20 protein-coding genes and 2 pseudogenes are annotated in these 22,353 nt (G+C 72.3%); 9 read left to right on the forward strand and 13 right to left on the reverse strand.

The annotated features are described in order from the left end of the window. Positions 1-73 precede the first annotated feature (73 nt). From ACFWBD_RS27350 to ACFWBD_RS27370, 5 genes are all read right to left on the reverse strand, one after another. Positions 74-1,540 carry a CAP domain-containing protein gene (locus tag ACFWBD_RS27350; RefSeq protein ID WP_385672016.1) on the reverse strand — a complete coding sequence of 489 codons (1,467 nt, stop codon included), beginning with the start codon at positions 1,538-1,540 and terminating at the stop codon, positions 74-76. Between the two features lie 222 nt (positions 1,541-1,762). Beyond that, positions 1,763-4,759, reverse strand: coding sequence for an ATP-binding protein (locus ACFWBD_RS27355; RefSeq protein ID WP_385672018.1), 2,997 nt, complete (start codon positions 4,757-4,759; stop codon positions 1,763-1,765). 118 nt (positions 4,760-4,877) lie between these two features. Beyond that, positions 4,878-5,231 carry a UBP-type zinc finger domain-containing protein gene (locus tag ACFWBD_RS27360; RefSeq protein WP_385672020.1) on the reverse strand — a complete coding sequence of 118 codons (354 nt, stop codon included), beginning with the start codon at positions 5,229-5,231 and terminating at the stop codon, positions 4,878-4,880. Next, entirely contained in the window at positions 5,228-6,703 is a 1,476-nt protein-coding gene (locus tag ACFWBD_RS27365; protein ID WP_385672022.1) for an ATP-binding protein, read from the reverse strand. Before ACFWBD_RS27365 ends, ACFWBD_RS27360 begins: the two co-directional genes overlap by 4 nt. Beyond that, positions 6,700-8,373: an FAD-dependent oxidoreductase gene (locus tag ACFWBD_RS27370; protein WP_385672025.1), complete on the reverse strand. Its 1,674-nt coding sequence runs from the start codon at positions 8,371-8,373 to the stop codon at positions 6,700-6,702. The genes ACFWBD_RS27365 and ACFWBD_RS27370 overlap by 4 nt, the downstream gene beginning before the upstream one ends. Before the next feature lie 29 nt (positions 8,374-8,402). On the opposite strand from ACFWBD_RS27370, the gene ACFWBD_RS27375 reads away from it, so the two are divergent. Genes ACFWBD_RS27375 through ACFWBD_RS27385 form a run of 3 tightly spaced genes read left to right on the forward strand, consistent with a single transcriptional unit; the run spans position 8,403 to position 9,927 of the window. Beyond that, complete coding sequence (locus ACFWBD_RS27375) at positions 8,403-9,050, forward strand: recombinase family protein (protein ID WP_385672028.1); 648 nt, start codon at positions 8,403-8,405, stop codon at positions 9,048-9,050. Further along, positions 9,001-9,387, forward strand: a complete 387-nt coding sequence (locus tag ACFWBD_RS27380; protein ID WP_385672031.1) for a recombinase family protein — start codon at positions 9,001-9,003, stop codon at positions 9,385-9,387. The genes ACFWBD_RS27375 and ACFWBD_RS27380 overlap by 50 nt, the downstream gene beginning before the upstream one ends. Positions 9,388-9,399: 12 nt before the next feature. Continuing rightward, entirely contained in the window at positions 9,400-9,927 is a 528-nt protein-coding gene (locus ACFWBD_RS27385) for a hypothetical protein (protein WP_385672034.1), read from the forward strand. Positions 9,928-10,236: 309 nt separating this feature from the next. Here the strand turns inward: ACFWBD_RS27385 and ACFWBD_RS27390 are convergent, their stop codons facing one another. Beyond that, positions 10,237-10,536, reverse strand: a complete 300-nt coding sequence (locus ACFWBD_RS27390) for a hypothetical protein (protein ID WP_385672196.1) — start codon at positions 10,534-10,536, stop codon at positions 10,237-10,239. Here ACFWBD_RS27390 and ACFWBD_RS27395 point away from each other — a divergent pair. Further along, a complete protein-coding gene (locus ACFWBD_RS27395; protein WP_385672037.1) occupies positions 10,441-10,941 on the forward strand; it encodes a GNAT family N-acetyltransferase in 501 nt (166 codons plus the stop codon). The two genes, ACFWBD_RS27390 and ACFWBD_RS27395, sit on opposite strands and share 96 nt — an antisense overlap. Positions 10,942-11,166: 225 nt before the next feature. Continuing rightward, positions 11,167-12,957, forward strand: coding sequence for a hypothetical protein (locus ACFWBD_RS27400; protein ID WP_385672040.1), 1,791 nt, complete (start codon positions 11,167-11,169; stop codon positions 12,955-12,957). A gap of 65 nt (positions 12,958-13,022) precedes the next feature. Here the strand turns inward: ACFWBD_RS27400 and ACFWBD_RS27405 are convergent, their stop codons facing one another. The 3 genes and pseudogenes from ACFWBD_RS27405 to ACFWBD_RS27415 form a co-directional block, all read right to left on the reverse strand. Continuing rightward, positions 13,023-13,412, reverse strand: a complete 390-nt coding sequence (locus ACFWBD_RS27405) for a hypothetical protein (protein ID WP_079403197.1) — start codon at positions 13,410-13,412, stop codon at positions 13,023-13,025. 181 nt (positions 13,413-13,593) lie between these two features. Continuing rightward, positions 13,594-13,809, reverse strand: coding sequence for a hypothetical protein (locus ACFWBD_RS27410; RefSeq protein ID WP_385672043.1), 216 nt, complete (start codon positions 13,807-13,809; stop codon positions 13,594-13,596). 119 nt (positions 13,810-13,928) lie between these two features. Further along, positions 13,929-14,334: pseudogene (locus ACFWBD_RS27415) on the reverse strand (MerR family transcriptional regulator). 119 nt (positions 14,335-14,453) lie between these two features. On the opposite strand from ACFWBD_RS27415, the pseudogene ACFWBD_RS27420 reads away from it, so the two are divergent. After that, positions 14,454-15,550: pseudogene (locus ACFWBD_RS27420) on the forward strand (helix-turn-helix domain-containing protein). A 156-nt stretch (positions 15,551-15,706) separates the two neighbouring features. On the opposite strand, the gene ACFWBD_RS27425 reads toward ACFWBD_RS27420, so the two are convergent. Continuing rightward, a complete protein-coding gene (locus ACFWBD_RS27425; RefSeq protein ID WP_385672045.1) occupies positions 15,707-16,063 on the reverse strand; it encodes a VOC family protein in 357 nt (118 codons plus the stop codon). 61 nt (positions 16,064-16,124) lie between these two features. On the opposite strand from ACFWBD_RS27425, the gene ACFWBD_RS27430 reads away from it, so the two are divergent. Next, positions 16,125-16,997: a universal stress protein gene (locus tag ACFWBD_RS27430; protein WP_385672048.1), complete on the forward strand. Its 873-nt coding sequence runs from the start codon at positions 16,125-16,127 to the stop codon at positions 16,995-16,997. 1 nt (position 16,998) lies between these two features. Here ACFWBD_RS27430 and ACFWBD_RS27435 read toward each other — a convergent pair whose 3' ends face one another. The 3 genes from ACFWBD_RS27435 to ACFWBD_RS27445 all read right to left on the reverse strand — a co-directional run bounded on the left by ACFWBD_RS27435 (position 16,999) and on the right by ACFWBD_RS27445 (position 19,778). Next, positions 16,999-18,234 (reverse strand): DUF4032 domain-containing protein, encoded by a 1,236-nt coding sequence (locus tag ACFWBD_RS27435; RefSeq protein WP_385672051.1) that lies wholly within the window; start codon positions 18,232-18,234, stop codon positions 16,999-17,001. A 9-nt stretch (positions 18,235-18,243) separates the two neighbouring features. After that, positions 18,244-18,993: an MBL fold metallo-hydrolase gene (locus ACFWBD_RS27440; RefSeq protein WP_385672054.1), complete on the reverse strand. Its 750-nt coding sequence runs from the start codon at positions 18,991-18,993 to the stop codon at positions 18,244-18,246. Positions 18,994-19,148: 155 nt separating this feature from the next. Then, positions 19,149-19,778 carry an alpha-ketoglutarate-dependent dioxygenase AlkB gene (locus tag ACFWBD_RS27445; protein WP_385672057.1) on the reverse strand — a complete coding sequence of 210 codons (630 nt, stop codon included), beginning with the start codon at positions 19,776-19,778 and terminating at the stop codon, positions 19,149-19,151. A gap of 140 nt (positions 19,779-19,918) precedes the next feature. Between ACFWBD_RS27445 and ACFWBD_RS27450 the strand changes: the two genes are divergently transcribed. Together ACFWBD_RS27450 and ACFWBD_RS27455 are read left to right on the forward strand one after the other, a co-directional pair. Next, on the forward strand, positions 19,919-20,575 hold the full coding sequence (locus tag ACFWBD_RS27450; RefSeq protein WP_385672060.1) for a TetR/AcrR family transcriptional regulator: 657 nt from the start codon (positions 19,919-19,921) through the stop codon (positions 20,573-20,575). Between the two features lie 28 nt (positions 20,576-20,603). Continuing rightward, the gene (locus tag ACFWBD_RS27455; protein WP_385672064.1) at positions 20,604-22,277 is read left to right on the forward strand and encodes an FAD-binding dehydrogenase; all 1,674 of its coding nucleotides are present in this window, start codon (positions 20,604-20,606) and stop codon (positions 22,275-22,277) included. The last annotated feature ends 76 nt before the right edge of the window (positions 22,278-22,353 follow it).

Consider the following 22,353-nt stretch of genomic DNA (forward strand, 5'->3'; position numbering starts at 1 on the left):
TGCCGGTCAAGACGCGGTCACCGTGACGGGGGTTGCCTGTGAGGCGTAGATCACCCCGGAGGCCGATGGGGCGTCAGGCGCCGAAGAGCTGGGTCCAGTACGTGCCCGAGGGGCCGCCGCCCCCGAAGCCGACGCCGAGGTGGGTGAAGGCGGGCTTGAGGATGTTGGCGCGATGACCGGGGCTGTTCATCCAGCCCTCCACCACCTCGGCGGGGGAGCGCTGGCCACAGGCGATGTTCTCCCCGATGGCCCGCCGGGTCGAGCCCGCGGCGGCGGCCCGGTCCCACGGCCGGCTCCCCTCCGGCGACGTGTGTGAGTAGAAGGCGCGCGCCACCATGTCCGCGCTGTGCGCCTGTGCCGCCGTGGTGAGCTGGGGATCGGCGGCCAGGGCGCGCAGCCCGGCCCTCGCCCGCTCGCGGTTGGTGAGGTCGACCACCTCGGCCTCGGTCCGGGCCAGGCCGTCCGGGGTGAGCGGGCTCGCCCACAGGGCGGTCCAGTAGGCGTCGCCGGTGCGCGCGTCGGTGGCCCGCGCCACCCCGGCGTGCGTGAACGCCGGGCCCCGCAGGGTCTGCCGGGCCTGGTCGGTGCGCAGACAGTAGGCGACGAACTCGGCGGTGGTGCGGGGCCCGGAGACCAGGTGCTCGCCGACGGCGAGATACCGGTATCCGGCGGCCGTGACCCGCTGGTGCACCGAGACGCCGTCCGCGCCCTCGGTACCGAGCCGCCCGGCAGCGGCCAGGGCGGCCGCGTGTGCCCGGGCCGCGGAGGAGAGGCGGGCGTCGAGGGACACCGGCGGCGAACCGGCCGCGGCGCGGGCGGGGTTGACGAGAGCGAGGAAGCCGTCGGGATCGGCGGCGGACACCGCAGAGCCGTGCGGGGCGGACGGGCCGTGCGGGGCGGACGGGCCGTGCGGGGCGAAGGCGGGGCCCGGCGCCACGGGGCCCGGTGACGGCGGGCGCCGTGCGGTCGTCGGCTGCCGGCTCGCGGGGGCGGCGCCGCCCTCCCCGGCGTACCCGCGCGCCGGCCCCGCCCCGGCCCGTCCGCTCGTGGACGCGCTGTCCTCCGCCACGACCTCCACCCCGAAGTCCCGGGCCAGACCCGCCAGTCCGTCCGCGTACCCCTGGCCGAGCGCCCGCAGCTTCCAGCCGCCGCCACGCCGGTAGAACTCCGCGAGCAGCAGCACCGTCTCGCCCTGCGTGGGCGGTGGCGTGAACCGGGCCAGTACACGGCCCGGCGCATCGGCGACATGCAGCGTGGGCAGGGGCAGCCGGGCCAGGGGCGTGCCCGGCTCGGCCGCGCCGACGACCACGGTGACGCGGGTGGCGCCGGCCCGCAGCCGGTCGGGTTCCAGCGTCAGGGTGTCGCCCCGGAGCAGGGCTCCCGGCGCGGCCGGCTGGTTGTAGAACACGAAGTCGGCGTCGCCCCGGACCTTGCCGCTGTCGTCCGTGACGAGCGCGCAGACGTCGAAGGGGCCGGGCACCCTGACGGCCAGGGCGCCGCCCGGGAGGGGCAGGTTGCCCCCGGGAACCAACACGTTCATCCTGCCGTCCCGATGTCGTCGTACGGCCCTACCGCGGGCCTGTCCCGACAACGGGCGGCGGGGCGCCGGGGTTCCTCGCCCGCATCTGCCCGCCCGCATCGCACGGCCCCGCTGAAGGCCCGCCCGCATCGCATGCCCCGCTGAAGGCCCGCCCGCCGTGGCCGGGCCGAAGCCGCCGGGTTCAGCCCGACGTGGCCGGGTTCAGCCCGACGCCCGCCGGGTTCAGCCCGACGCGCCGAGCTCCGGTTCGAGCAGTCGTTCGCGATAGGCGATCGCCACGGCCTCTGTACGGCTCGCCGCGCTCAGCTTGGCGAGGATGTTGGAGACATGCACGCTCGCCGTCTTGCCGCTGATGAACAGTTCCTCGCCGATCTGCCGGTTGCTCCGGCCGAGGGCGAGCAGCCGCAGGACATCCCGCTCCCGGGCCGTCAGGGCGACCGGACCGCCCCGGGCGGTGGACCCGGCGTCGGTGAGGCGCCCGCGGCGGACCAGGTCGTCCGCCCGCTCCAGCAGGGGCGTGGCGCCCAGCCGTACGGCCGTCTCCCGGGCGGCGCGGGCCTCGGCCGTCGCCTCCTCGCGTCGCCCGGCCGCCAGCAGGGCCTGCGCGTACCGCAGCCGGCAGCGGGCGAGTTCGTAGGCGTCGCCGTAGCCGAACGCCGCCACCGTCCTCTCCCAGGCCGCCGGGTCGGGCCCGGTGGTGGCCCACGTCCACTCGGCCTGCGCGCGGGCCAGCCAGGCGCGGCCCTCCGGGCCCTGCGGCACACCGGTCGCGCCCCGCAGGGCCACCGCCCGCGCCGGCTCCAGGAGTTCCGTCGCGACCGCCGACCAGCGGCCCGCCGCCGCCTCGTCACCGCCGTGCCGAGCCCCGGCCGCCGCGTCGGCGACCGCCGTGAGGGCGAGCGCGGTGAGCCGGACCGTGACGTCCGGGAGCATGCCCACGTCGTCCGTGAGAGCTTCGACCGAGGACCGCAGCCGGGCCACCGCCGCCTCGGCGTCACCGCTCAGTACCGCCGCATCGGTCAGCACGATGCCCGCGACGAGCGCCGCCATCCAGTCGAAGCGCCCGTCGAGCAGGGCCCGGGCCCGGTCGGCGACGCCCTTGTCGCCGCGCGCGAGACCCACGTACAGGGCGGGACCCACCGCGAATCCACCCGACGCCGGCAGCACCGCCAGGTCGGTCGTCGCCGTCCGCAGACACTCGTCCCAGCGGCCCAGCGTGTAGAGCACCAGCAGCTGGAGGTACCGCATCTCCAGCGGATACGGCGAGGACAGCAGCCCCGCCCGCCGGGCGCGGTCCAGACCCTCGGCCAGCCAGGGCAGGCACTCCTCCAGCTCCCCGGCCTCGTAGGCGCCGATGGCCAGGGTGAACAGGGCCCGCATCTCCACCGGCGCGTTGCCGCCGCGCCGGGCCAGTTCCCGCGCCTCCGTCAGCCTCGCGCGACCCTCGGCGGAGCGGCGGCCCTCGCCCTCGAGGTTGGCCAGCGAGACCAGGAGGTCGGCACGCGCGTCCGTCAGTTCGAGTTGCTCGGCGGCGCGCAGCGCCCGGCGCGCGACCCGCAGGGCGGTCTCGTGGTCACCGATCTGACGGGCGGCCAGGACATGTGTGGCGGCGGCCCACACCCAGGTCGGCGACGGCGGTTCGGCGGGGATCATCGCCAACGCCTCGCTGCTGTAGGCGAACGCGGCCGTCAGACTGTCGACGCCCATGAGCGTGCCGGCCAGCGTGTACCGCACGCGGGCGGCGAGTTCGGAGTCGGCTGTGCGGCCGACGCCCGCCAGCGCGGCCCGGTTCAGGGAGACCGCGCGGTGCGCCTCCCCGGCGTGCGCGGCCGCCGCCGAGGCGCGCAGCATCAGCGTGACCCGGTCGGACCCCTCACCGGACGGAAGGGCCGTCGCGGGCACCGACTCCCAGAGGTCGAGAAGGGCCTCCAGATGGCGCAGTTCCTCGGCGGGCGCGCCGACCCGCCTGGCGTGGTCGGCGGCCTCCAGCGAGGCGGCGAGGGCCTCGCCCAGGTCATGGCTCTCGCGGTAGTGGTGGGCGCGCTCCGCCGCGGTCTCGGCACGGTGGCCCCGCCCGGCCAGCAGGGCGGCGAACGCGCCGTGCAGCCGGGACCGTTCACCCGGCAGCAGATCCGCGTACACCGCCTCGCGCGCGAGGGCGTGCCGGAAGGCGTACGCGCCGTCGCCGCCCGCGACCAGGAGCTGGTGGCCGACGGCCTCCCGCAGCGCCGACTCCAGTTCGTCCTCGGGCAGCCCCACCGCGTCCCGCAGCAGGTCGTGTTCCACGCGCCGGCCGGCGACGGCGGCGGTGCGCAGCACCTGCTGGGCGGTGTCGGGGAGTTGCTCGACGCGGATGAGGAGGAGGTCGGCCAGTCCGCTGGGCATTCCGCCGGCCTCCGAGTCCGTGGCCGCCAGCAGCTCCTCCGCGTAGAAGGCGTTGCCCTCCGCGCGCTCCACGATGCGGCGCACCGTGGCCTCCGGCAGCGGCCGGTCCTCCAGGGCGCGCAGCAGCCGGGCCACTTCGGCGTCCGCCAGCGGCCGCAGCTCCAGCCGGTCCACGGCCGGCAGCCGCACCAGCTCCGCCAGCAGTGGGCGCAGCGGGTGCCGGCGGTGCAGGTCGTCCGCCCGGTAGGAGGCCAGGACGGCCAGCCGGTGACCGGATCTGCTGCCGGTGGGCCGTTGCAGGAAGCCCCGGCTGAGCAGGAAGCGCAGCAGGTCCCGGGAGGACTGGTCCGCCCAGTGCAGGTCTTCCAGGACGAGGAGCAGCGGTGTGACGTCCGACAGGTCGGCGAGCAGCGCCGCCATCCCCTCGAACAGTCTCAGCCGTCCTTCCCCGCTGCCGCCGGACCGCGGGGCGTGCCCCGCGTCGTCCCGCGCGGTATCCGTGCCCGCGCCGAGCAGCCGGTCGACCAGGGGGTGCGCGGCGAGGACGGCGGCGAACCGCTCGTCGGCGGCGAGCAGGCCCAGGATCTCGGTGAACGGCAGATACGGCAGCCCCACGTCACCGAGGTCGACGCAGTGTCCGGTGAGCACGGTCATGCCGGAGCGGGCCGCCCGGGTGGCGACCTCGTCCAGCGTCCGGGTCTTGCCCACGCCGGCGTCCCCGGCGATCAGCACCGCGCGCGACTCGCCGCCCCGGGCGCGTTCCAGCACGCCGGAGAGCCGGGCGAGCTCCTCTTCCCGGCCGATGAACGGAGTGGCGAACACGGTCTGCGACACGACTCCATCCTGGCACGCGCCACCGACAACGCGGCCCGCGACCAGGAACGGAGCCCTGCCGGGACGATCTCGACGGGACGATCTCAGTGGTGCGATCTCAGTGGTGCGTCGTGCGGGCTCAACGGTGCAGTGACTGCGCCCAGTCCTCCGGCACCCGCCCGGCGGGGCCCGGCACGGGCTGGTCCGCGGGGTGAACGGCCGGTGGGGCGAGCTCGGGCCCGGACTCGTACAGCTCGTCGGTGGAGTAGTCCCAGAACCACTCCTCGCCCGGCTCGAAACTGCGGACCAGGGGATGCCCGGTCGCCTTGTAGTGGGCGGTGGCGTGCTGCGAGGGAGAGGAGTCGCAGCAGCCGACATGGCCGCAGCTCGCGCAGCGCCGCAGGTGGAACCACCAGCCGCCCGCCGAGTCGCAGTCCACGCAGCCGGCGCTGCTGGGCGGGACGCTCGGGTCGATCGCGTCTACGTCGGTCATACGGGCTCCTCGGCGGTCTCGGGATCCGGCGCGCTCTCGGGGTCGGGGGCGGTCAGCGGCAGCAGCACCTGGAAGCGGGTGTCGCCCGGCACGGACTCCACATGAAGGCTGCCGTGGTGCTTGTTGACGACGATCCGCCAGGAGATGTCGAGACCGAGCCCCGTGCCCTCGCCCACCGGCTTGGTGGTGAAGAACGGGTCGAAGATGCGGCCCCGGACGTCCGGTGGGATCCCGGGGCCCGTGTCACGGAACTCCACCAGCAGCCGGTCGCCCTCGCGGGCGGTACGCACGGTCAACGTGCCCTCGCCGCCCGCGCTGTTGACGGCGAAGACGGCGTTGTCGACGAGGTTCGTCCACACCTGGTTGAGCTCCGCCGGGTAGGCCGGGATCGCCGGCAGCGCACGGTCGTAGTCCTTGACGACCTCGATGCGCTGTCCGATCTTGCCCGACAGCATCAGCAGGGTGCTGTCGAGGAGTTCGTGCACGTCGACGACCCGGTAGGGGGCCCGGTCGAGCTGCGAGTACTGCTTTGCGGCGTCCACGAGGTGCGAGATGCGGTTGGTGGAGTCGTCGATCTCGTCCATCAACAGCTCTGTCTCGACCGTGTAGTTGAGCCACCCCATCGCGCCCGGCAGGATCTCCTCGTCCACGACGGCCGCGACCTGCTCCAGCCAGTCCACGTCCAGCCCGGCCTGCACGAAGGTCGGCGCGATCCGCCAGCCCTCCTGGATGCCGTGGTCGTCGAGCCAGTCGGTGAGGTCGTCCTCCCGGTCGGAGGCCTCCAGCGGGCTCAACACCGGTGCCTTCGCCACCAGTTCGGCCGTCCGCTCCTGGATCTCGATCAGCCGGGTCAGCGCCTCCGGGTCGTACGCTCCGGACGCGATGACGGCCAGCTTGTGCCGCATCTTCCCCACCCGCTCCCGCAGTGTCGCGGTGGCGCGTACGGCCGCCGCGGCCGGGTTGTTGAGCTCATGGGTGAGGCCCGCCGACAACGAGCCCAGGGCGAGCAGCCGTTCACGCTGCCCGATGGCCCGCTGGGTGTTCTTCGAGCCGAAGAACAGCCCCTCCAGCAGATGCGCGGCCATCGGGAACCACTCCCGCATGACGGCCGAGAACGACTCGGCGGGCAGCACGAAGAACCGCGTCGGCTCGGTCACCCGCATCGAGTTGTTGTAGACCTGCGGCACCTGGTCCCCCAGGTAGGCCTGCATGGCCCCGGCGTACACCCCGCGCTGCGAGGTGCGGCTCACCTCCACGTCGTCCCCGCCTACCCGGCGGTACAGCACGACCGTGCCCTCGACCATCACGTAGAAGCAGGTCGCCGGATCGCCCTCGGTGTACACCGGACCGGGCTCGAACCTCTCCACCCGGCCCTCGCTGCACAGCCGTCCGAGCTGTTCGGGGGAGAGCTTCTCGAACAGGAACAGCGAGCTGATCTCGGCCGGGCTGCACGGCATCAGCTGCCCGCTCATGACTGCTCCAGATACCGGTGGACGAGCATCACGGCCATGGCTCCCTCTCCTACGGCGGACGCGACGCGCTTCGCGGACTCGGCGCGCGCGTCGCCCGCCACGAACACGCCGGGAACACTGGTCTCCAGGTGGTACGGCGGCCGGTCCAGCGCCCAGTCCGCCGGCGGCCGCCCGTCCGGCGTCAGGTCGGGCCCGGCGAGGATGAACCCGCGCTCGTCGCGCAGCACCGTGCCGTCCAGCCAGTCGGTCAGCGGAGCCGCGCCGATGAACACGAACATCCACTGCGCGTCGACGAGTTCGGTCTCGCCGGTCGTCACGTCCCGCAGGGTCAGCTGCTCCAGGTGGCCGTCCCCGTGGGCGGCGTCGACGACCGTGCCGGGGCGTACGGAGATGTTGGGCGACTCGTCGATCTGCTGGATCAGGTAGTACGACATCGAGGCCGCCAGGGACTCCCCGCGCACCAGCAGCGTGACGGACTTGGCGCCTCTGGCCAGGTACATGGCCGCCTGGCCTGCCGAGTTGGCGCCGCCCACGATGTACACGTCCTGCCCCTGGCAGGAGGACGCCTCGGTGAGCGCGGATCCGTAGAAGACCCCGCAGCCGGTCAGGTCGTCGCAGCCCGGCGCCGCCAGTTGCCGGTACGACACGCCCGTCGCGAGGATCACGCTGTGCGCGGCGACCGCCGAGCCGTCCGAGAACCGCACGACGCGCGCGGAGCCGTTGACCTCGAGCCCGGTGACCTCGCGCGCGGTGAGGATCTCGGCGCCGAACTTGGTGGCCTGCCGCCGTGCCCGGTCGGTGAGCTGGGCCCCGGACACACCGTCCGGGAAGCCCAGGTAGTTCTCGATGCGGGAGCTCTGCCCGGCCTGTCCTCCGGTCGCGGACCGCTCCACGAGCACCGTCCGCAGCCCCTCGGAGGCCCCGTACACCGCCGACCCGAGCCCGGCCGGGCCGCCGCCGATCACCACCAGGTCGTAGAAGTCGGCCGTCGGCGTCGTCGCCAGCCCCACGTGGGCGGCCAGTCCGGGCGCGTCCGGCTCGACCAGGGGCGTGCCGTCGGCGGTGACCACCAGCGGCAGTCGCTGTCCGTCGACCCCGGCCGCGGCCAGCAGCCGCCGCCCCTCCGGCTCGTCGGCGGAGTACCAGCGGTACGGCACCTGGTTGCGGGCCAGGAACTCCCGCACCTCGGACGACCGTGCCGACCAGCGGTGCCCGACCACCTTCGTGGCGGGCACGGGCCGGTGGTCGCTGGAGCGCCAGGCGTCCAGCAGATCGTCCAGGACGGGGTAGAGCTTCTCCTCCGGCGGGTCCCACGGCTTCAGCAGATAGTGGTCGAGGTCGACGACGTTGATCGCGTCGATCGCCGCGCTCGTGTCGGCGTACGCGGTCAGCAGCACGCGCCGGGCGCCCGGATACACGTCCAGGGCCTGTTCGAGGAACTCGATGCCGTTCATCTGCGGCATCCGGTAGTCGGCGAGGATGACGGCCACCAGGTCACCGCGGAGCTTCAGCTCGCGCAGCGCCTCCAGCGCGGACTCCCCGGACTCGGCACGCACGATCCGGTACGCGGCGCCGTAACGGCGCCGCAGGTCGCGGGCGACGGCCCGGGAGACCCCCGGGTCGTCGTCCACGGTCATGATTACACCTACGGTAGACCTTTCAGGTGCCATAGAACGACCGTACGTGACGGGGAGGCGCCATGGCGACGGCAGCGGTGATCCGGGCAGCACGTGAGTACCTGCGGGTCAGCAAGGGCAAGGGCAAGGCGGCGCGATCGATCACCGACCAGCACCGCGACAACCTCACGGCCGGGGAGGAGCACGGGCCGTGGACGTGGGGCGAGGCGTACAAGGACACGGGCAGCGCCTCCAAGTTCGCGACCAAGATCCGCGACGACTTCGAGCAGCTGCTGTCCGACCTGGAGACCGGCGCATTCGGACGGCCGGGCGACGTGCTGGTGCTGTGGGAGGTGTCCCGGCTTGCCCGTGAGACCGGCCGGGGTGTGGCCCTGGTGGACGCGGCGGAGGCGGGCGGATACCTGATCCACGTCACCAGCCTGAAGCGCACGTTCAACCCAAGGAACTACGGGGACCGGCACAGCCTGATCTCCGGGATCAACGACGTGGAGAAGGAGGCCCGGCTGCTCTCCGCGCGTACGCTGCGAGGCGTGAACTCAGCCACTCACGAGGGCCGTCCCCACGGAAAGATCCCGTTCGGCTTCCGGCGTACCTATGAGCTGATCGACGGCCGCCCGCGCCCCGTGTCGCAGGAGGCCGACCCCCAGCGAGGGGCCGCGCGTGGTCGAGCTGTTCGAGCGGGTGGCGGGCTGGAACGGCCGGAGGCGTGAGTCCGTCCGCGCCGTGGAGCAGGACTGGCTCAGGCGCGGCGTCACCAGCCGCGACGGCGTGCCGTTCAGCCGCCAGAATCTGGCCCAGGTGTTGAAGCGCAAGGCGTACGCGGGCGTCCGGGTCCACAAGGACTCGGCGACCGGCGAGACCACTGAGACGCCCGGCAACTGGGCACCCCTGGTTGAGCCGGATTTGTTCGCCGCCGTGCAGCGCAACCTCGCCGACCCGGCCCGCCGGAGCACCACCTCGACCTCCGTCAAGCACGTATCCACGGTAGCGCTGCGGTGCGGCAGGTGCGGAGGCAAGACGTCCACCCGTCCCGGCGGCCGGGCGTAGGACGGGCGGATCGTGTACCGCTGCTGGGAGCGGGACTGCTTCACGGCGGACAAGGCGCAGACGGACGCCGTGCTGATCGGCACCGCCGAGCGGCCCGGCGTGCTGCTCGCGTACTTGTCCCGCCCGGACGTGAACGCCGACCTGGCCGACAGCGACGACGACTCCGAGCTGTCCGCCGTGCGCGGCGAACTGGCCACGAAGCGTGGGCAGTTGACGATGTGGGAGAGCAAGGACCCGGAGACCCCGGAGGCGGCCGACTTCTACGGCCGCAAGATCCGGGAGCTGAAGGCGGACATTGCCGCCCTGGAGGAGCAGGAGGCGGGACACCTCGCCCCCGACTCGCTGGCCGAGGTGTTCCAGACCGGGCCGGGCGCGGCGGAGCGGTGGGCCGCCCTGGACATCACCACGCAGCGCGCCGTGGCCTCCGTGATCTTCAGCCCGGACGGGCCGCTCGGACAGCCGCGTATTCGGCGGGTCGCGGACTCCGCCTCTCCGGCCGTGCAGGACCGGATCGTCTGGTGGACGGGGGAGGACGCATGAGCAGCATCCGTGAGCCGCTGTACGGCCGCGAGGCGGCCGAACTAGGCGCCCACCTGCGGGCGCTTCTGCTACGTGGTGATCGCGGATCACATCGCTTGGCAGATCTCGTCCGGCCGGATTCCCGTCGGCGGACGCCTGCCGGGGGGCCTCTATGTCCTTCGTCAAGGCACCCCTGTCGGGTTTGGGATGGTTCGGGCTTGCTGGGGTCATGCGGCGAGCTCGACGTCCGTGGGCGTGCGGGATTCGTAGAAGGTGCCGTCTCGGAGCACCCGGGGGCCCGGCGGCGAACGGACATGTAGCGCTGGAAACCTAACGAACGATGGCGGCCTGGCGCGCCTTCGCCATCTGGGCGACGGCCTGCTTTCCCTGGCCCTGGGTGCGCAGGTGGGCGTTCGCCTTCGGTCCGGGGGCGGACATCGCGGTGTCGTCGGCGGGGATGTTGTTCCCGGCGCCGGTGCCCGTTCCGTTGGCGACACCGAGCAGGCGGGGGCGCTGGGGCCAGTCGCCCATCCGATGGAGTGCTTCCAGGAAGTCGGTCCGTTTCCGGTCCTGGCCGGCGGCGACGTCGAGGGTGACCTCGGTGCCGGTTTCGGTGTGCCAGCGCAGCATCTGGCGTGCGGCCGGGCTGTTGACCAGGTCGGTAGAGCGCCTGGCGGTGCAGCAGCACCCCGCCCTCGCCCTGCCGGGCCGCCGCCTCGGTCGTGCCTCCACGAGGACGACCTGATCGGCCTGATCTCCCTGCGCCGACGCACCCCGACCATGGGCACCATCAGCTACATCCTCCGGGACGACAGCTGGGGCAACGGCTACGCCACCCACGCCGCCCACCAGGTCGTCACGGTCGCCTTCACCACCGCCGGCCTCAACCGGCTGGAGGCCATGCACCACCCCGACAACCCCGCCTCCGGCCGCGTCCTGGCCAAAGCCGGGTTCACCCGCATCGGCACGGCCGACCGAGATACCGAGACCGCAACCGTCCCCTACGAGCTGTATGCGCTGGAGAGCGGGGCCTGACATGAAGCTCAACGACCTTGACAACGGCCACTTCATGGACGACTACGGAGACGTCGATCTGCGCGCCATCACCTGGAAGCTGGAGACGATCCCGGCCGCGGCCTTCCCCACCACGCCGACCGGCGAGAGCGACGCCGGCTGCATCGAGAGCTACGCCGCCGACCCGGTGTACTGGGTCAAGGTGCGGCCCCCGGAAGTCGGCCGGTACTGGGAAGACCACGGGACGTGGCTGCGCCCGCCGCTCCCCGATCGTGCAAGCAGTGCGGCGAGAAGATCGCGGAGTACGGCCGGGCCCGCTGCTTCAGCTGCCTGCATCCCAGCCTTCCGCCTCCGAACTGCAAGGTCTGCGGCAGCGACGCCCACTACGCCGGCGGCTTCTGCCGCCGATGCCATCCCCGCGTGCCGTATGCGGACAGCTGCAGCGACTGCCTTGCCTGGGGCATCTGGCGCCGCCACGGCCGCTGCGCGGCCTGCACCTCCCTGCGCAACCGCGGCCACCTGACCGGCACCTGCGCGGCTTGCCGCCGCACCGTGCCGCTCTTCAAACAGGGGGTGTGCCGACTGTGCCGCTGCCAAGCTCTCGCAGTTCCGCGCACATGGCAGCGCCCGGACTGGTCCACCGCGGCCAACGCCGGGCAGCAGTTGTTCCTCGCCGATCTGGTCCGGCGGGTGCACCTTGCCGCCGCCGCTCGACCGCGAGGATACGGAGCCCCCGCGGCGCACCAGCGGCCCGACATCGCCTTCTGGGCGACACCCCGGTGGCGCCAGGAGCCGCTGTTCATCGCAGCTCGGGACATGTCGCGCGTCACCGTGCCCGACGTCACGCCGATCGATTCCCCCTTCACCGCCTACGTCGTCACACAGGCCGATGCCAGCGCCGAGACCCAAGGCTGGTCACCAGCCTTGCGGGAGCGCGTGCAGAACAGCCTGTACCTACTGACCGCCGTCCACGGTCCGCACGAGACAATCAAGGCCAGCACCGTTGCCACGCTGCCGCGTCAGCAAAACCGACGTGCCGTCATCCGGGTCACCGAAGTCCTTGACCACCTCGCTCTCCTCGACGACGACCGCATCGACCCCCTCGACGCGTGGATCCACCGCCGACTGGCCAGCGTGCACCCGGAGATCCGCGAAGAAGTTCTCGTGTGGATCCGCATCGTCCGTCACGGCGGACCTCGCCGCCGTCCCCGCTCGACTACCACGGTCCGAAACCAGGCCAACTCCGCGATCCCGTTCCTTCTTGCCTGCTCGCAGCGCTACCGCACCCTTCGCCAGGTCAGCCGTGCCGACGTCACCGACTGGCTCGCCCAATGCGCGGCACCGCACACCGAAGCCGTCGCGCTGCGCGACATGTTCAAGACCCTCAAGAGCGAACGGCTGTTGTTCGCCAACCCCGCACGAGGCGTGAGCCTGGGATCCCGGCCCAGCTCGGTGCCCATGCCGCTGAGCCCCGAAACGATCCAGCGTCTGACCGCAGCCGCCGAGACCAACCCCGCCCTGAAGCTGCTGATCGCCCTCGTCGGCATCCATGCGCTCTACCCGCACCAGGCCCGAGCGCTGCCCCTGACCGCCATCGACTTCACCCGCGGCCGGCTCACGCTCGGCGACATCGATCACCCCCTCGACGCCTTCACCCAGCAGGCCGCCGTCGCTACATCCACCTCCGGCACCAGAGCTGGCCACATACCCGCAACCCTCACGTGTTCATCAGCTCGCAGACCGCGCACACCCGGGCCCCGGTCACAACCGGCTGGATGCAGCCTCTGCTGCGCGGCCGCCAGGTCACCGCCCAGCAACTTCGCGAGGACCGAATCCTCGAAGAGGCCGCCGTCAGCGGCGCTGACCCGCAGCACCTATGCGCGGTGTTCAACATCACTCCGGAGACCGGACTCCGCTACACCCGCTTCTTCCACCCCGACCCCACGGACAGCGACGACGCATCCGGCTGCGACATGGAGACATCGTGACCGACCACCACGCTCACCTGCTCGCCGCCATCGTCGAGCTCGGCGGTGAGCTGGAGCTCCCAGCTACCCGTAACGGGCGCTTCAGGGGCGCGGTCATCCCAGAAGGCTGCGCGGTCAGCGCCGGCCGCCGCCGATGCGGCGGTCGTCGGCCAGTGCGGTAAGCGGGCCGAACTCGCGGGCAAGCTGGTTCCACGTCAGAACCTCGCCACAGCGGGCCGGGAACTCCTTCGGGTTGAACTCGGGCATGGTCCAGGTGCCAGTGCCCCGGTCCCGCAGCCACAGGTCCCCGTCACCGTCGACCACAGTCGGCGGGACCGGTACGGGCTCGGCCTGATCGGTGGGCTCCCAGGTGACCCGGCCCGGGTGGGAAACGCGGCGCAGCTCGGTGGTGGCCAGCCGCGCGGCCAAGTCACGGGTGGACTCTTCGGCGTCCTTGACCGACGCGAGTCGGAATGCGTCGTCAAGTACGGGCAGGGCTGGATTCTTGCTGCGCTTTGAACTCATACGCTGACTACCTCCGGTGAGGGGCGTCACATCCGTTATGGCACCCCGTAGAGGAACACGGTATCCGAGGCGGGAGCCGGGCCGGCTACGACCACTGTCCAGGTGGAGGCGCTGGCACACCGGGCGGTGGGGCTAGGTGGTGAGCTGGTCCTGGACGTGGCGCAACCCGTGGTGGTAGCGCTCAGATATGGCGGTCCGGGTCTGAGAAGGTGAGGCCGCCGGGGGCGAGCGGACGTCGGGCCGGGGCGGGTGCGGGCTCGGTCTCGCCGGGCGGCTGGCGGAAGTCGGCGCTCTGCTCGACCGGCATCAGTCGGCGCCCACCCGCCTGGGCGGGTACGGGAGCGTCGGAAGTGGGCTCGGAGAAGGCGGGCAGCGAGAGCGGTCGACGGTCGGTCATGATCCCTGGTGTCCCAGGTCCGGCCCTGCGGGTAGGGCCAGGCCGCTATCAGCGGTGATAGTGCCCTGGCCCTGGCCAGCAGGCCAGGCTGGTTGTTTCAGCTCACCAGAACAGAGCGGTTAAGAGAGCTCGGCGGTAGGTGCGGCGAATGGCCGTGTGACGACCCGGAGGCAAGACAGGCACGAGCCTGGGTGATCATGGAGTTCTTGACGCTCAGTGATCACCGGAGGGCTCGTGCCTGTCCTGCGGTCCCGCTCGGCCGACAGCCGGTCGAGCAGCGCGGGGGTCACGTCACCGGTCTCGACGCACGGCAGCAGTTCCAGGATCGCCCTGCTCGGCAGCCCTGCGGAGTACAGCTGCTGAATCAGCTGGACGCGGTCGACCGCGCTGTCTGGGTACTGCGCTGTCCGGGTACTGCCGCTGGCCGCTGGGGCTGCGCGCCGAGGCCAGCAGGTGCTGCTCTTCGTAGTAGCGCAGTGCCCGCACGCTCACGCCCACCCTTGAGGCCAGCTCACCGATGCGCATCAACGCTGCCCTTGCCGAATACCTCATCCACGCAGGTGGGATCGGGTTTGGGCGTTGGCCGAGGCCGATCGAGTCGCCGGTATCGCGCGGCGCCGGTTGGCGCGGCATGATGATCGGTCGTGCTGCTGAGACTGGCGTACCTGGGTGTGACGAACGCGTTCGCGATGCTGCGACTGCTGCCGATGAGCGACCGGGAGAAAGATGTCGAGATCCTCGCTCTGCGCCACCAGATCGGCGTTCTGGAACGGCAGCTGAACGGGCAGCAGGTCCGGTTCCAAGCGAGCGACCGGGCGTTTTTGGCGTCGCTCCTCCATGGCCTGCCACGGGAAGTGCTGCGCGGGATGCGGCTGCTGGTGCGGCCGGACACGGTACTGCGCTGGCACCGCAACGTCATCGCCCGCCGACACGCCTCCCAGTCCCGGCCGAAGCGCGGAGGCCGGCCCCGCACCGTGCACTCGATCCGGGCGCTGGTGCTGCGCCTGGCCAGGGAAAATCCAAGTTGGGGCTATCGGCGCCTGCACGGTGAGCTGCTCGTACTCGGGGTGAAGGTGGCAGCATCCACGGTCTGGGAAATCTTGAAGGAGGCGGGGATCGACCCGGTACCCGAGCGGACGTCCAGTACCTGGGCGGACTTCCTGCGCTCCCAGGCGGACGCGCGCCTGGCGTGCGATTTCTTCGAGGCCGTCACTCTGTCCGGGCCCGCTTGTACGTGTTCGCCGTGATCGAGCACGCGAGCCGCCGGATCCGGATCCTGGGCGCGACCGCGCACCCGACCGCGTCCTGGGTGGTCCAGGCTGCGAAGAATCTCGTCATGGACCTCGAGGACGCCGGCTGCCGGGCTCGCTATCTGATCAGGGATCGGGACGGGAAGTTCCCACGGCCGTTCGACGAGGTGCTCAAGGACGCGGGTATCGAGGTGGTGCTCAGCGGGGTCCGGATGCCGCGCATGAACTCGATCATGGAGCGGTGGGTGCAGACCTGCAGGCGAGAGCTGCTGGACCGTACGCTGATCTGGAACCAGCGCCATCTCCTGCACGCCCTGCGCGAGTTCGAGACGTTTTAGCACGAGCACCGGCCGCACCAGGGGCTTGCGAATGCCCGCCCTCTCCACTCGCTGCCCGCTCCGATCGAGGACCCGGACCGCATCGCCCATCTGGACATACGACGGCAAGCGCGACTCGGCGGCACCCTCCACGAGTATCAACATGCCGCCTGACCAGCATGGAGGAGGTATTCGGCAAGCGCAGGGTCGTCACTCACGGCGGCACGGCGAAGCCCGCGCCGGCTCCGCCCATCGTATGTTCGATCGCCGCGGTCCGCTCCGGGATACCGGCGGACCGTGCGCTCTGAGCACAGGGCAGGGCGCACGCGGTCAAGACGGCTGCCGCGCCCCCAGCACGCAGAACTCGTTGCCCTCGGGATCGAACAGTGTCACCCACGGCCGCGCGCCCTGCCCGATGTCCGCGTGGCGGGCGCCCAGGGACAGCAGCCGGGTCACCTCGGCGTTCTGGTCGTCGGGGCGGAAGTCCAGGTGGAGACGGTTCTTGACGGTCTTCCCCTCCGGCACCGGAACGAAGATCAGGCCCGGCAGCCGGTCCCGCTCCGGCTGGATCTCGTACTCGTCGGGGGCGTCGTGCACCACGACCCAGCCGAGGGCCGCGGCCCACCACCGCCCCAGCGCCACCGGGTCGGCCGCGTCGATGACCACTTGCTCCCACTCCAATGCCATGTCCGCAGCGTAGTGAAGACTGGGTCCGACGGATGTGATCACGACACGAGGAGGCGGCGGGATGACGGGCCCGATCACGGCAGGGGTCGACGGGACGGACGAGAGCCTCGCGGCGCTCGCCTGGGCGGCCCGCGAGGCCGTCCGGCGAGACCTGGAACTGCGGGTGGTGCACGCCTGGGGGTTCCAGCCGAACGCGGCGGCCGACGTGGCGGACCGGGACGCCCAGGAGCAGTGGGTGCGCGACTCCGTGCGGCGGGCCGTCGCGACGGTCGCCGAGCGGTACCCGGGGCCGGCCGTCACCATCGACGTCCGGGAGGGCAGCCCGATCGGGACGCTGGTCGCCGCCGCGGCGGAGGCGGAGCTGCTGGTGCTCGGCTCGCGCGGGCACGGGCCGGTCGTCGGGTTCCTGCTCGGCTCGGTCGGCCAGCAGGTCATCACCGAGGCCGCGCGCCCGGTCGTGCTGGTCCGGGCCGGTGACACGCCGTCGTCCGAGGTGGCCGGCCACGAGATCGTCGTCGGCCAGCACGGAGAGCCCGAGGACAGCGCCCGCGCGCTGCGCTTCGCGTTCGAGACGGCGGCGGCCCGGGGCGCGGGCGTGCGTGCGGTACGGGCCTGGACGCTCCCGCCGGTGTTCGCCTACAGCCCCGGCTCGCTCAAGCTCGCGGACGACGCCGGCGGCCTGGAGCCGTACGAGAAGAAGGCGCTGGCCGAAGCCCTGGAGCCGTGGCGGGCGCGGTTCCCCGACGTGCCGGTGGTGGAGCAGGTGGAGATGGGCAGCGCCGGTCAGGTGCTGCTGTCGGTGTCCGGGCGGGCGCAGCTGATGGTGGTCGGCCGCCGCGCCCACCGCACGGCCGTGGGCGCCCGGATCGGCTCGGTGGCGCACGGCGTCCTGCACCACGCGGACTGCCCGGTCGCCGTCGTGCCCCACGAGTGACTCACTCCGGGATCGTCGGCTCCAGGGTCTCCCGTGCCCTGGGCAGGATCTTCTGGATGTAGTCCTCGACCGCCGTGTCGAGGCCGATGTCGTGCTGCGCGTGCTCCGAGAGGTACCAGCGGTGTTCGAGGAGCTCGTGATAGATCTCCGCCGCGTCCATGGAGCCGCGCAGCTCGAGGGGGACCGCGCGCACGGTGGGCCGGAAGACGTCCCGTACCCAGCGGTGCGCCAGCACCTCCGGGCGGGCCGCGAGGGGGTCGCCCGGGGCGTAGTCGTCCTGGGTGGCCATCCAGCTCTCCAGGTCGTTCAGCAGCCGCCTGGCCTGGTTCTCCTCGGTGTCCAGGCCGGTGAGGCGCAGCAGCTGACGCTGGTGGTGGCCCGCGTCGACGACCTTCGGCACGAAGGTGACCGTGTCGCCGTTGGCGGAGTGCTCGATCTGCATCTCGGCGACGTCGAAACCGAGCTCGTTGAGCCGGCGGATCCGGCGCTCGATGTAGTGGTACTTGCCCGCCGGGTAGACCGAGGTGCGGGTCAGCTCCTGCCACAGCGCTCCGTAGCGGGCGCAGATCTCGGTGCCGAACTCGATCGGGTCCACCGAGGGGTGCAGCGCCCCGGACGCCTCCAGGTCGAGCAGTTCGCCGCTGATGTTGACGCGGGCGAGGTCGAGGTCGTAGTCGCGCTGGCCGAGGCTCAGCTGGGGGTGCAGGTCGCCGGTCTCGGCGTCGACGAGGTAGGCCGCGTAGGCGCCCGCGTCCCGCCGGAACAGCGTGTTGGACAGCGAGCAGTCGCCCCAAGCGAACCCGGCCAGGTGCAGCCGTACCAGCAGCACGGCGAGGGCGTCCATGAGCCGGTGCATGGTCGCCGGGCGCATCGTCGTCTCGAACATCGAGCGGTACGGCATCGAGCCGCCCAGGTGCCGGGTGACCAGCACCGACTCCAGCGGGACACCGCCCTCGTCGGCGCGGCCGGTGACCACGGCCAGCGGGTCGACGGCGGGGATGCCGAGCCGGTCCAGGTCGCGCAGCAGCTCGTACTCGCGCAGCGCGGGGCGTTCGGCGAGCTCCTTGACGGCGATCACCTCGTCGCCGGCCTGGGCGTAGCGCACCACGTGGCGCGAGATGCCGCGCGGCAGCGGGACGAGGACCTCCTCGGGCCACTCCTCCAGGGGCAGGTGCCACGGCAGCTCCAGCAGGAGTGCCGGATGCTCCGGGTTGGTGGCGCTGATCTGCAAAGCCATGGCCTGACCTTAGACGGCGCGTTCGCGGGCCTGCTGGGCCGCCGCCTTCACGGACCCCTGGTGCACCGGGCCGTGCCCGGGCAGCAGCAGGTCGGCCGCGAGCCCTTCGATCACGTTCAGGGACTCCACCGCGCGGCCCCGCTCGTGGTGGAACATGTCGGGCAGCAGCTGCGGCCCCTTCAGACGTGAGGTCGGGTGGCCGCTGACCAGGGCGTCGCCGGAGATGACGACGCCCGCCCCCGGCAGGTGGAAGACGGCGTGGCCGCTGGTGTGGCCGGGGGTGTGCACCGGGACGGGACGGCCGGGCAGGTCGAGCGGTCCGCCGTCGCCGGGGAACGCCTCGGGCGCGGTGACCGGGTGCTGCTCGGTGCCGCCGGAGCGCAGCGCGTGCACCGTCCAGGGCAGCACGCCGGGCCGCCAGGCGTTCCTCAGGACCTCGCCCACGGTCACCTGCTGGAGGAACTCCCGTCGGGCGTGCGGCACTTCGGCCTCGTGCAGATACACCGGGGTGCCGTACACCGAACGCAGGTGTTCGGCGGAGCCCAGGTGGTCGTTGTGGGCGTGGGTGATCAGTACGGCCGTGACGGCCTCCGGCGAACTGCCCACGGAGGCGAGGGAGTCCAGGACCAGTTGCCGGTCGCCCGGGTAGCCGGTGTCGATCAGGGTGACGGCGTCCCCCTCGGCGAGGATCACCCAGTTGGTGTTGCTGCCGTGCACCAGGTAGGTGCCGTCCGCCACTTGCCGTACGTCTGCCCGCATGGCCGTCCCGTGTCCTGGAGGTTCGTGCTCGACGGGGACAGCAAAGCAGATCACCGGGTGGATGTGGACGCTGGGGCTCCACGCACGCCGAACAGGTCATGCGGTCAACCACGTACCCCTGAAGGGTAGGGGCACAGGTACCGTCTGCTTCCGTTTCAGCGCACCCCGCGCGGGCGGAACTGGACGCTGATGCGCGGCCCGGCGGCGCGGGTGGACTTGGGGACGCAGTGCTCCCAGGTCCGCTGGCAGGAGCCGCCCATCACGATCAGGTCGCCGTGTCCCAGCGGGCGCCGTACCGTCTCGCCCCCGCGTGCCGGGCGCAGCAGCAGGTCGCGCGGGGAGCCCACGGAGAGGATCGCGACCATGGTGTCCTGCCGGGCGCCGCGGCCGATCCGGTCGCCGTGCCAGGCGACGCTGTCCCGGCCGTCGCGGTAGTGGCACAGACCGGCGGTGACGAAGGGCTCGCCCAGTTCCTCGGCGTAGTGCGTGGACAGGGCCCGACGCGCCTGGGCCAGCACCGGGTGGGGCAGCTCCTCGCCGGCTCCGTAGAACGCCAGCAGGCGCGGTACGTCGATGACGCTGTCGTACATCCTCCGGCGCTCGGCACGCCACGGGACCTCGGCCGCCAGCTGTTCGAACAGGGCGTCCGATCCGGTGAGCCATCCCGGCAGGACATCGATCCAGGCGCCCGCGCCGAGCACGGTCCGGCGGATCCCGTCGAGGGGGCCGAGGCGCAGTTCGTCGGTCTGGTCGAAGAGGGAGCCCTGGAGGTGGTGCGCGGTCATGGTTCCAGCGTACGCCTTAATCGAAAACATGTTCCCTTCAGCCGTCACTCGCGGGAGGCGGGGGGTGGTGCGGTCCCTTCGGGAGGGCTTTCGATACATCGGTGTATCGGATACATTCCCGTATCGAACGGAGGTCCGGGATGGCGGCGGAGCAGACCGAACAGACGGCTGAGCAGACCGGGCCGACGACCGGGCGCGTCACCAGGCGCCGGGTCCGCACCCGGGCGAAGCTGCTCGACGCCGCCTTCGAGGTGTTCGCCGCCAAGGGCTTCGGGCGGGTCTCCATCGAGGAGGTCTGCGAGGCCGCCGGTTACAGCAGGGGCGCCTTCTACTCCAACTTCGACAGCCTGGACGAGCTGTTCTTCGCCCTCTACCGGCAACGCGCCGACCTGATCGCCGAGCAGGTCTCCGGGGCCCTCGCCCTCGACGGACCCGACCTCGACGTGCCGGCGGCCGTCGACCGGGTCACCGAGGTGCTCCTCCTCGACCTGGACTGGCTCCTGGTGAAGACGGACTTCCTGGTGCACGCCGCGCGGGCTCCGGACATCGCGCAGACCCTGCTGGAACACCGGGCGCGGCTGCGGCGGGCGATCGCCGACCGGCTCGCCCGGGCCCGGGGCCTCGCCGCACCGCCGGCCGTGCTCGGGGACGTCGACAGCGCGGCGCACGCCGTGGTCGCCGCCTACGACGGAGTCACCGCCCAACTGCTGCTGGACAAGGACGTCGAGGGCGCCCGTGTCTGGCTGAAGCAACTGCTCACCGCGCTGCTGACCGACGGCAGCGGCACCCCCCAATGACCTCTTCAGGAGAAAGGCAGCGGACGCCATGGACGCGGACGTCATCGTCGTCGGAGCGGGCCTCGCGGGCCTGGTCGCGGCGCACGAACTCACCAGCAGGGGCCGGCGGGTCGCCCTGGTCGACCAGGAGAACGCCGCCAACCTCGGCGGCCAGGCGTTCTGGTCCTTCGGCGGGCTCTTCCTCGTCGACTCGCCGGAGCAGCGCCGCCTCGGCATCAAGGACTCCTTCGACCTCGCCTGGAGCGACTGGCAGGGCAGCGCGCAGTTCGACCGCGCCGACGACGAGGACTCCTGGGCGGTGCGCTGGGCGCGCGCCTACGTCGAGTTCGCGGCGGGGGAGAAGCGGACCTGGCTCGCCGGGCACGGGATCTCCTTCGTGCCGACCGTCGGCTGGGCGGAGCGCGGTGACCTGCGGGCCGACGGACACGGCAACTCCGTGCCCCGCTTCCACGTCGCCTGGGGCACCGGCACGGGCGTCGTCGCACCGTTCGTGCGGTACGCCAAGCAGGCCGCGAAGGACGGGCTGCTGACCTTCTACCACCGGCACCAGGTCGACGAGCTGGTCCTCGAGGACGGCGCCGCCCGCGGGGTGCGCGGCACGGTCCTCGCCCCCGACGACTGCGCGCGCGGCGTCGCCTCCAACCGCGACCGCCTCGGCGACTTCGAGCTGACCGCCCAGGCCGTGGTCGTCACCAGCGGCGGCATCGGCGCCGACCACGACATCGTGCGGCGCTACTGGCCCGAGCGGCTGGGCACCCCACCCGCCGAGATGGTCACCGGTGTCCCCGCCTACGTCGACGGCCGCATGCTCGACATCAGCGCCGAGGCCGGCGTCCGGCTGGTCAACCGCGACCGCATGTGGCACTACACCGAGGGCATCCAGAACTGGGACCCGATCTGGCCCGGCCACGGCATCCGCATCCTGCCCGGCCCGTCCTCCCTGTGGTTCGACGCCCTCGGCCGCCGCCTGCCCGACCCGTGCCTGCCGGGCTACGACACCCTCAACACGCTCAAGTACCTGCGCACGACCGAGGACATCGCCGGGCACGACCACTCCTGGTTCATCCTCACCCGCAAGATCGTCGAGAAGGAGTTCGCGCTCTCGGGCTCCGAGCAGAACCCCGACATCACCGCCAAGGACCGCAAGGCCGTCCTGCGCGACCGGCTGCTCGGCAAGGGCGCCCCGGCGCCCGTGCAGGCGTTCCTCGACCGGGGGGCGGACTTCGTCATCGCCGACACCCTCGACAAGCTCGTCGAGAAGATGAACGGCCTGACGGAGAAGGCGCTGCTCGACGTGGACGGCCTGCGCCGTCAGATCGAGGCCCGCGACCTCCAGATCGCCAACCCGTACGCCAAGGACTCCCAGGTCCAGGGCATCCGCAACGCCCGCCGCTACATCGGCGACCGGCTCGGCCGGGTCGCCACCCCGCACCGGATCCTGGACCCCGGGGCCGGCCCGCTCATCGCCGTCAAGCTGCACGTCCTCACCCGCAAGACGCTCGGCGGCATCCAGACCGACCTCGACTCGCGCGCCCTGGGCGCCGACGGACAGCCGGTCGAGGGCCTGTACGCGGCGGGCGAGGTGGCCGGCTTCGGCGGCGGCGGCGTGCACGGCTACAACGCCCTCGAAGGCACCTTCCTCGGCGGCTGCCTCTTCTCCGGTCGGGCCGCCGGCCGGGCCGCGGCCCGACAGACCGGCTGACGGGGCTGACGGGGCGACGGGGCGGACCGGCTGACGGGCGGGCCGGCTGACGGGCTGACTTACGGGCCGTCGGCCG

It is taken from the genome of Streptomyces sp. NPDC060002 (assembly GCF_042737245.1).
Lineage (GTDB): Bacteria > Actinomycetota > Actinomycetes > Streptomycetales > Streptomycetaceae > Streptomyces.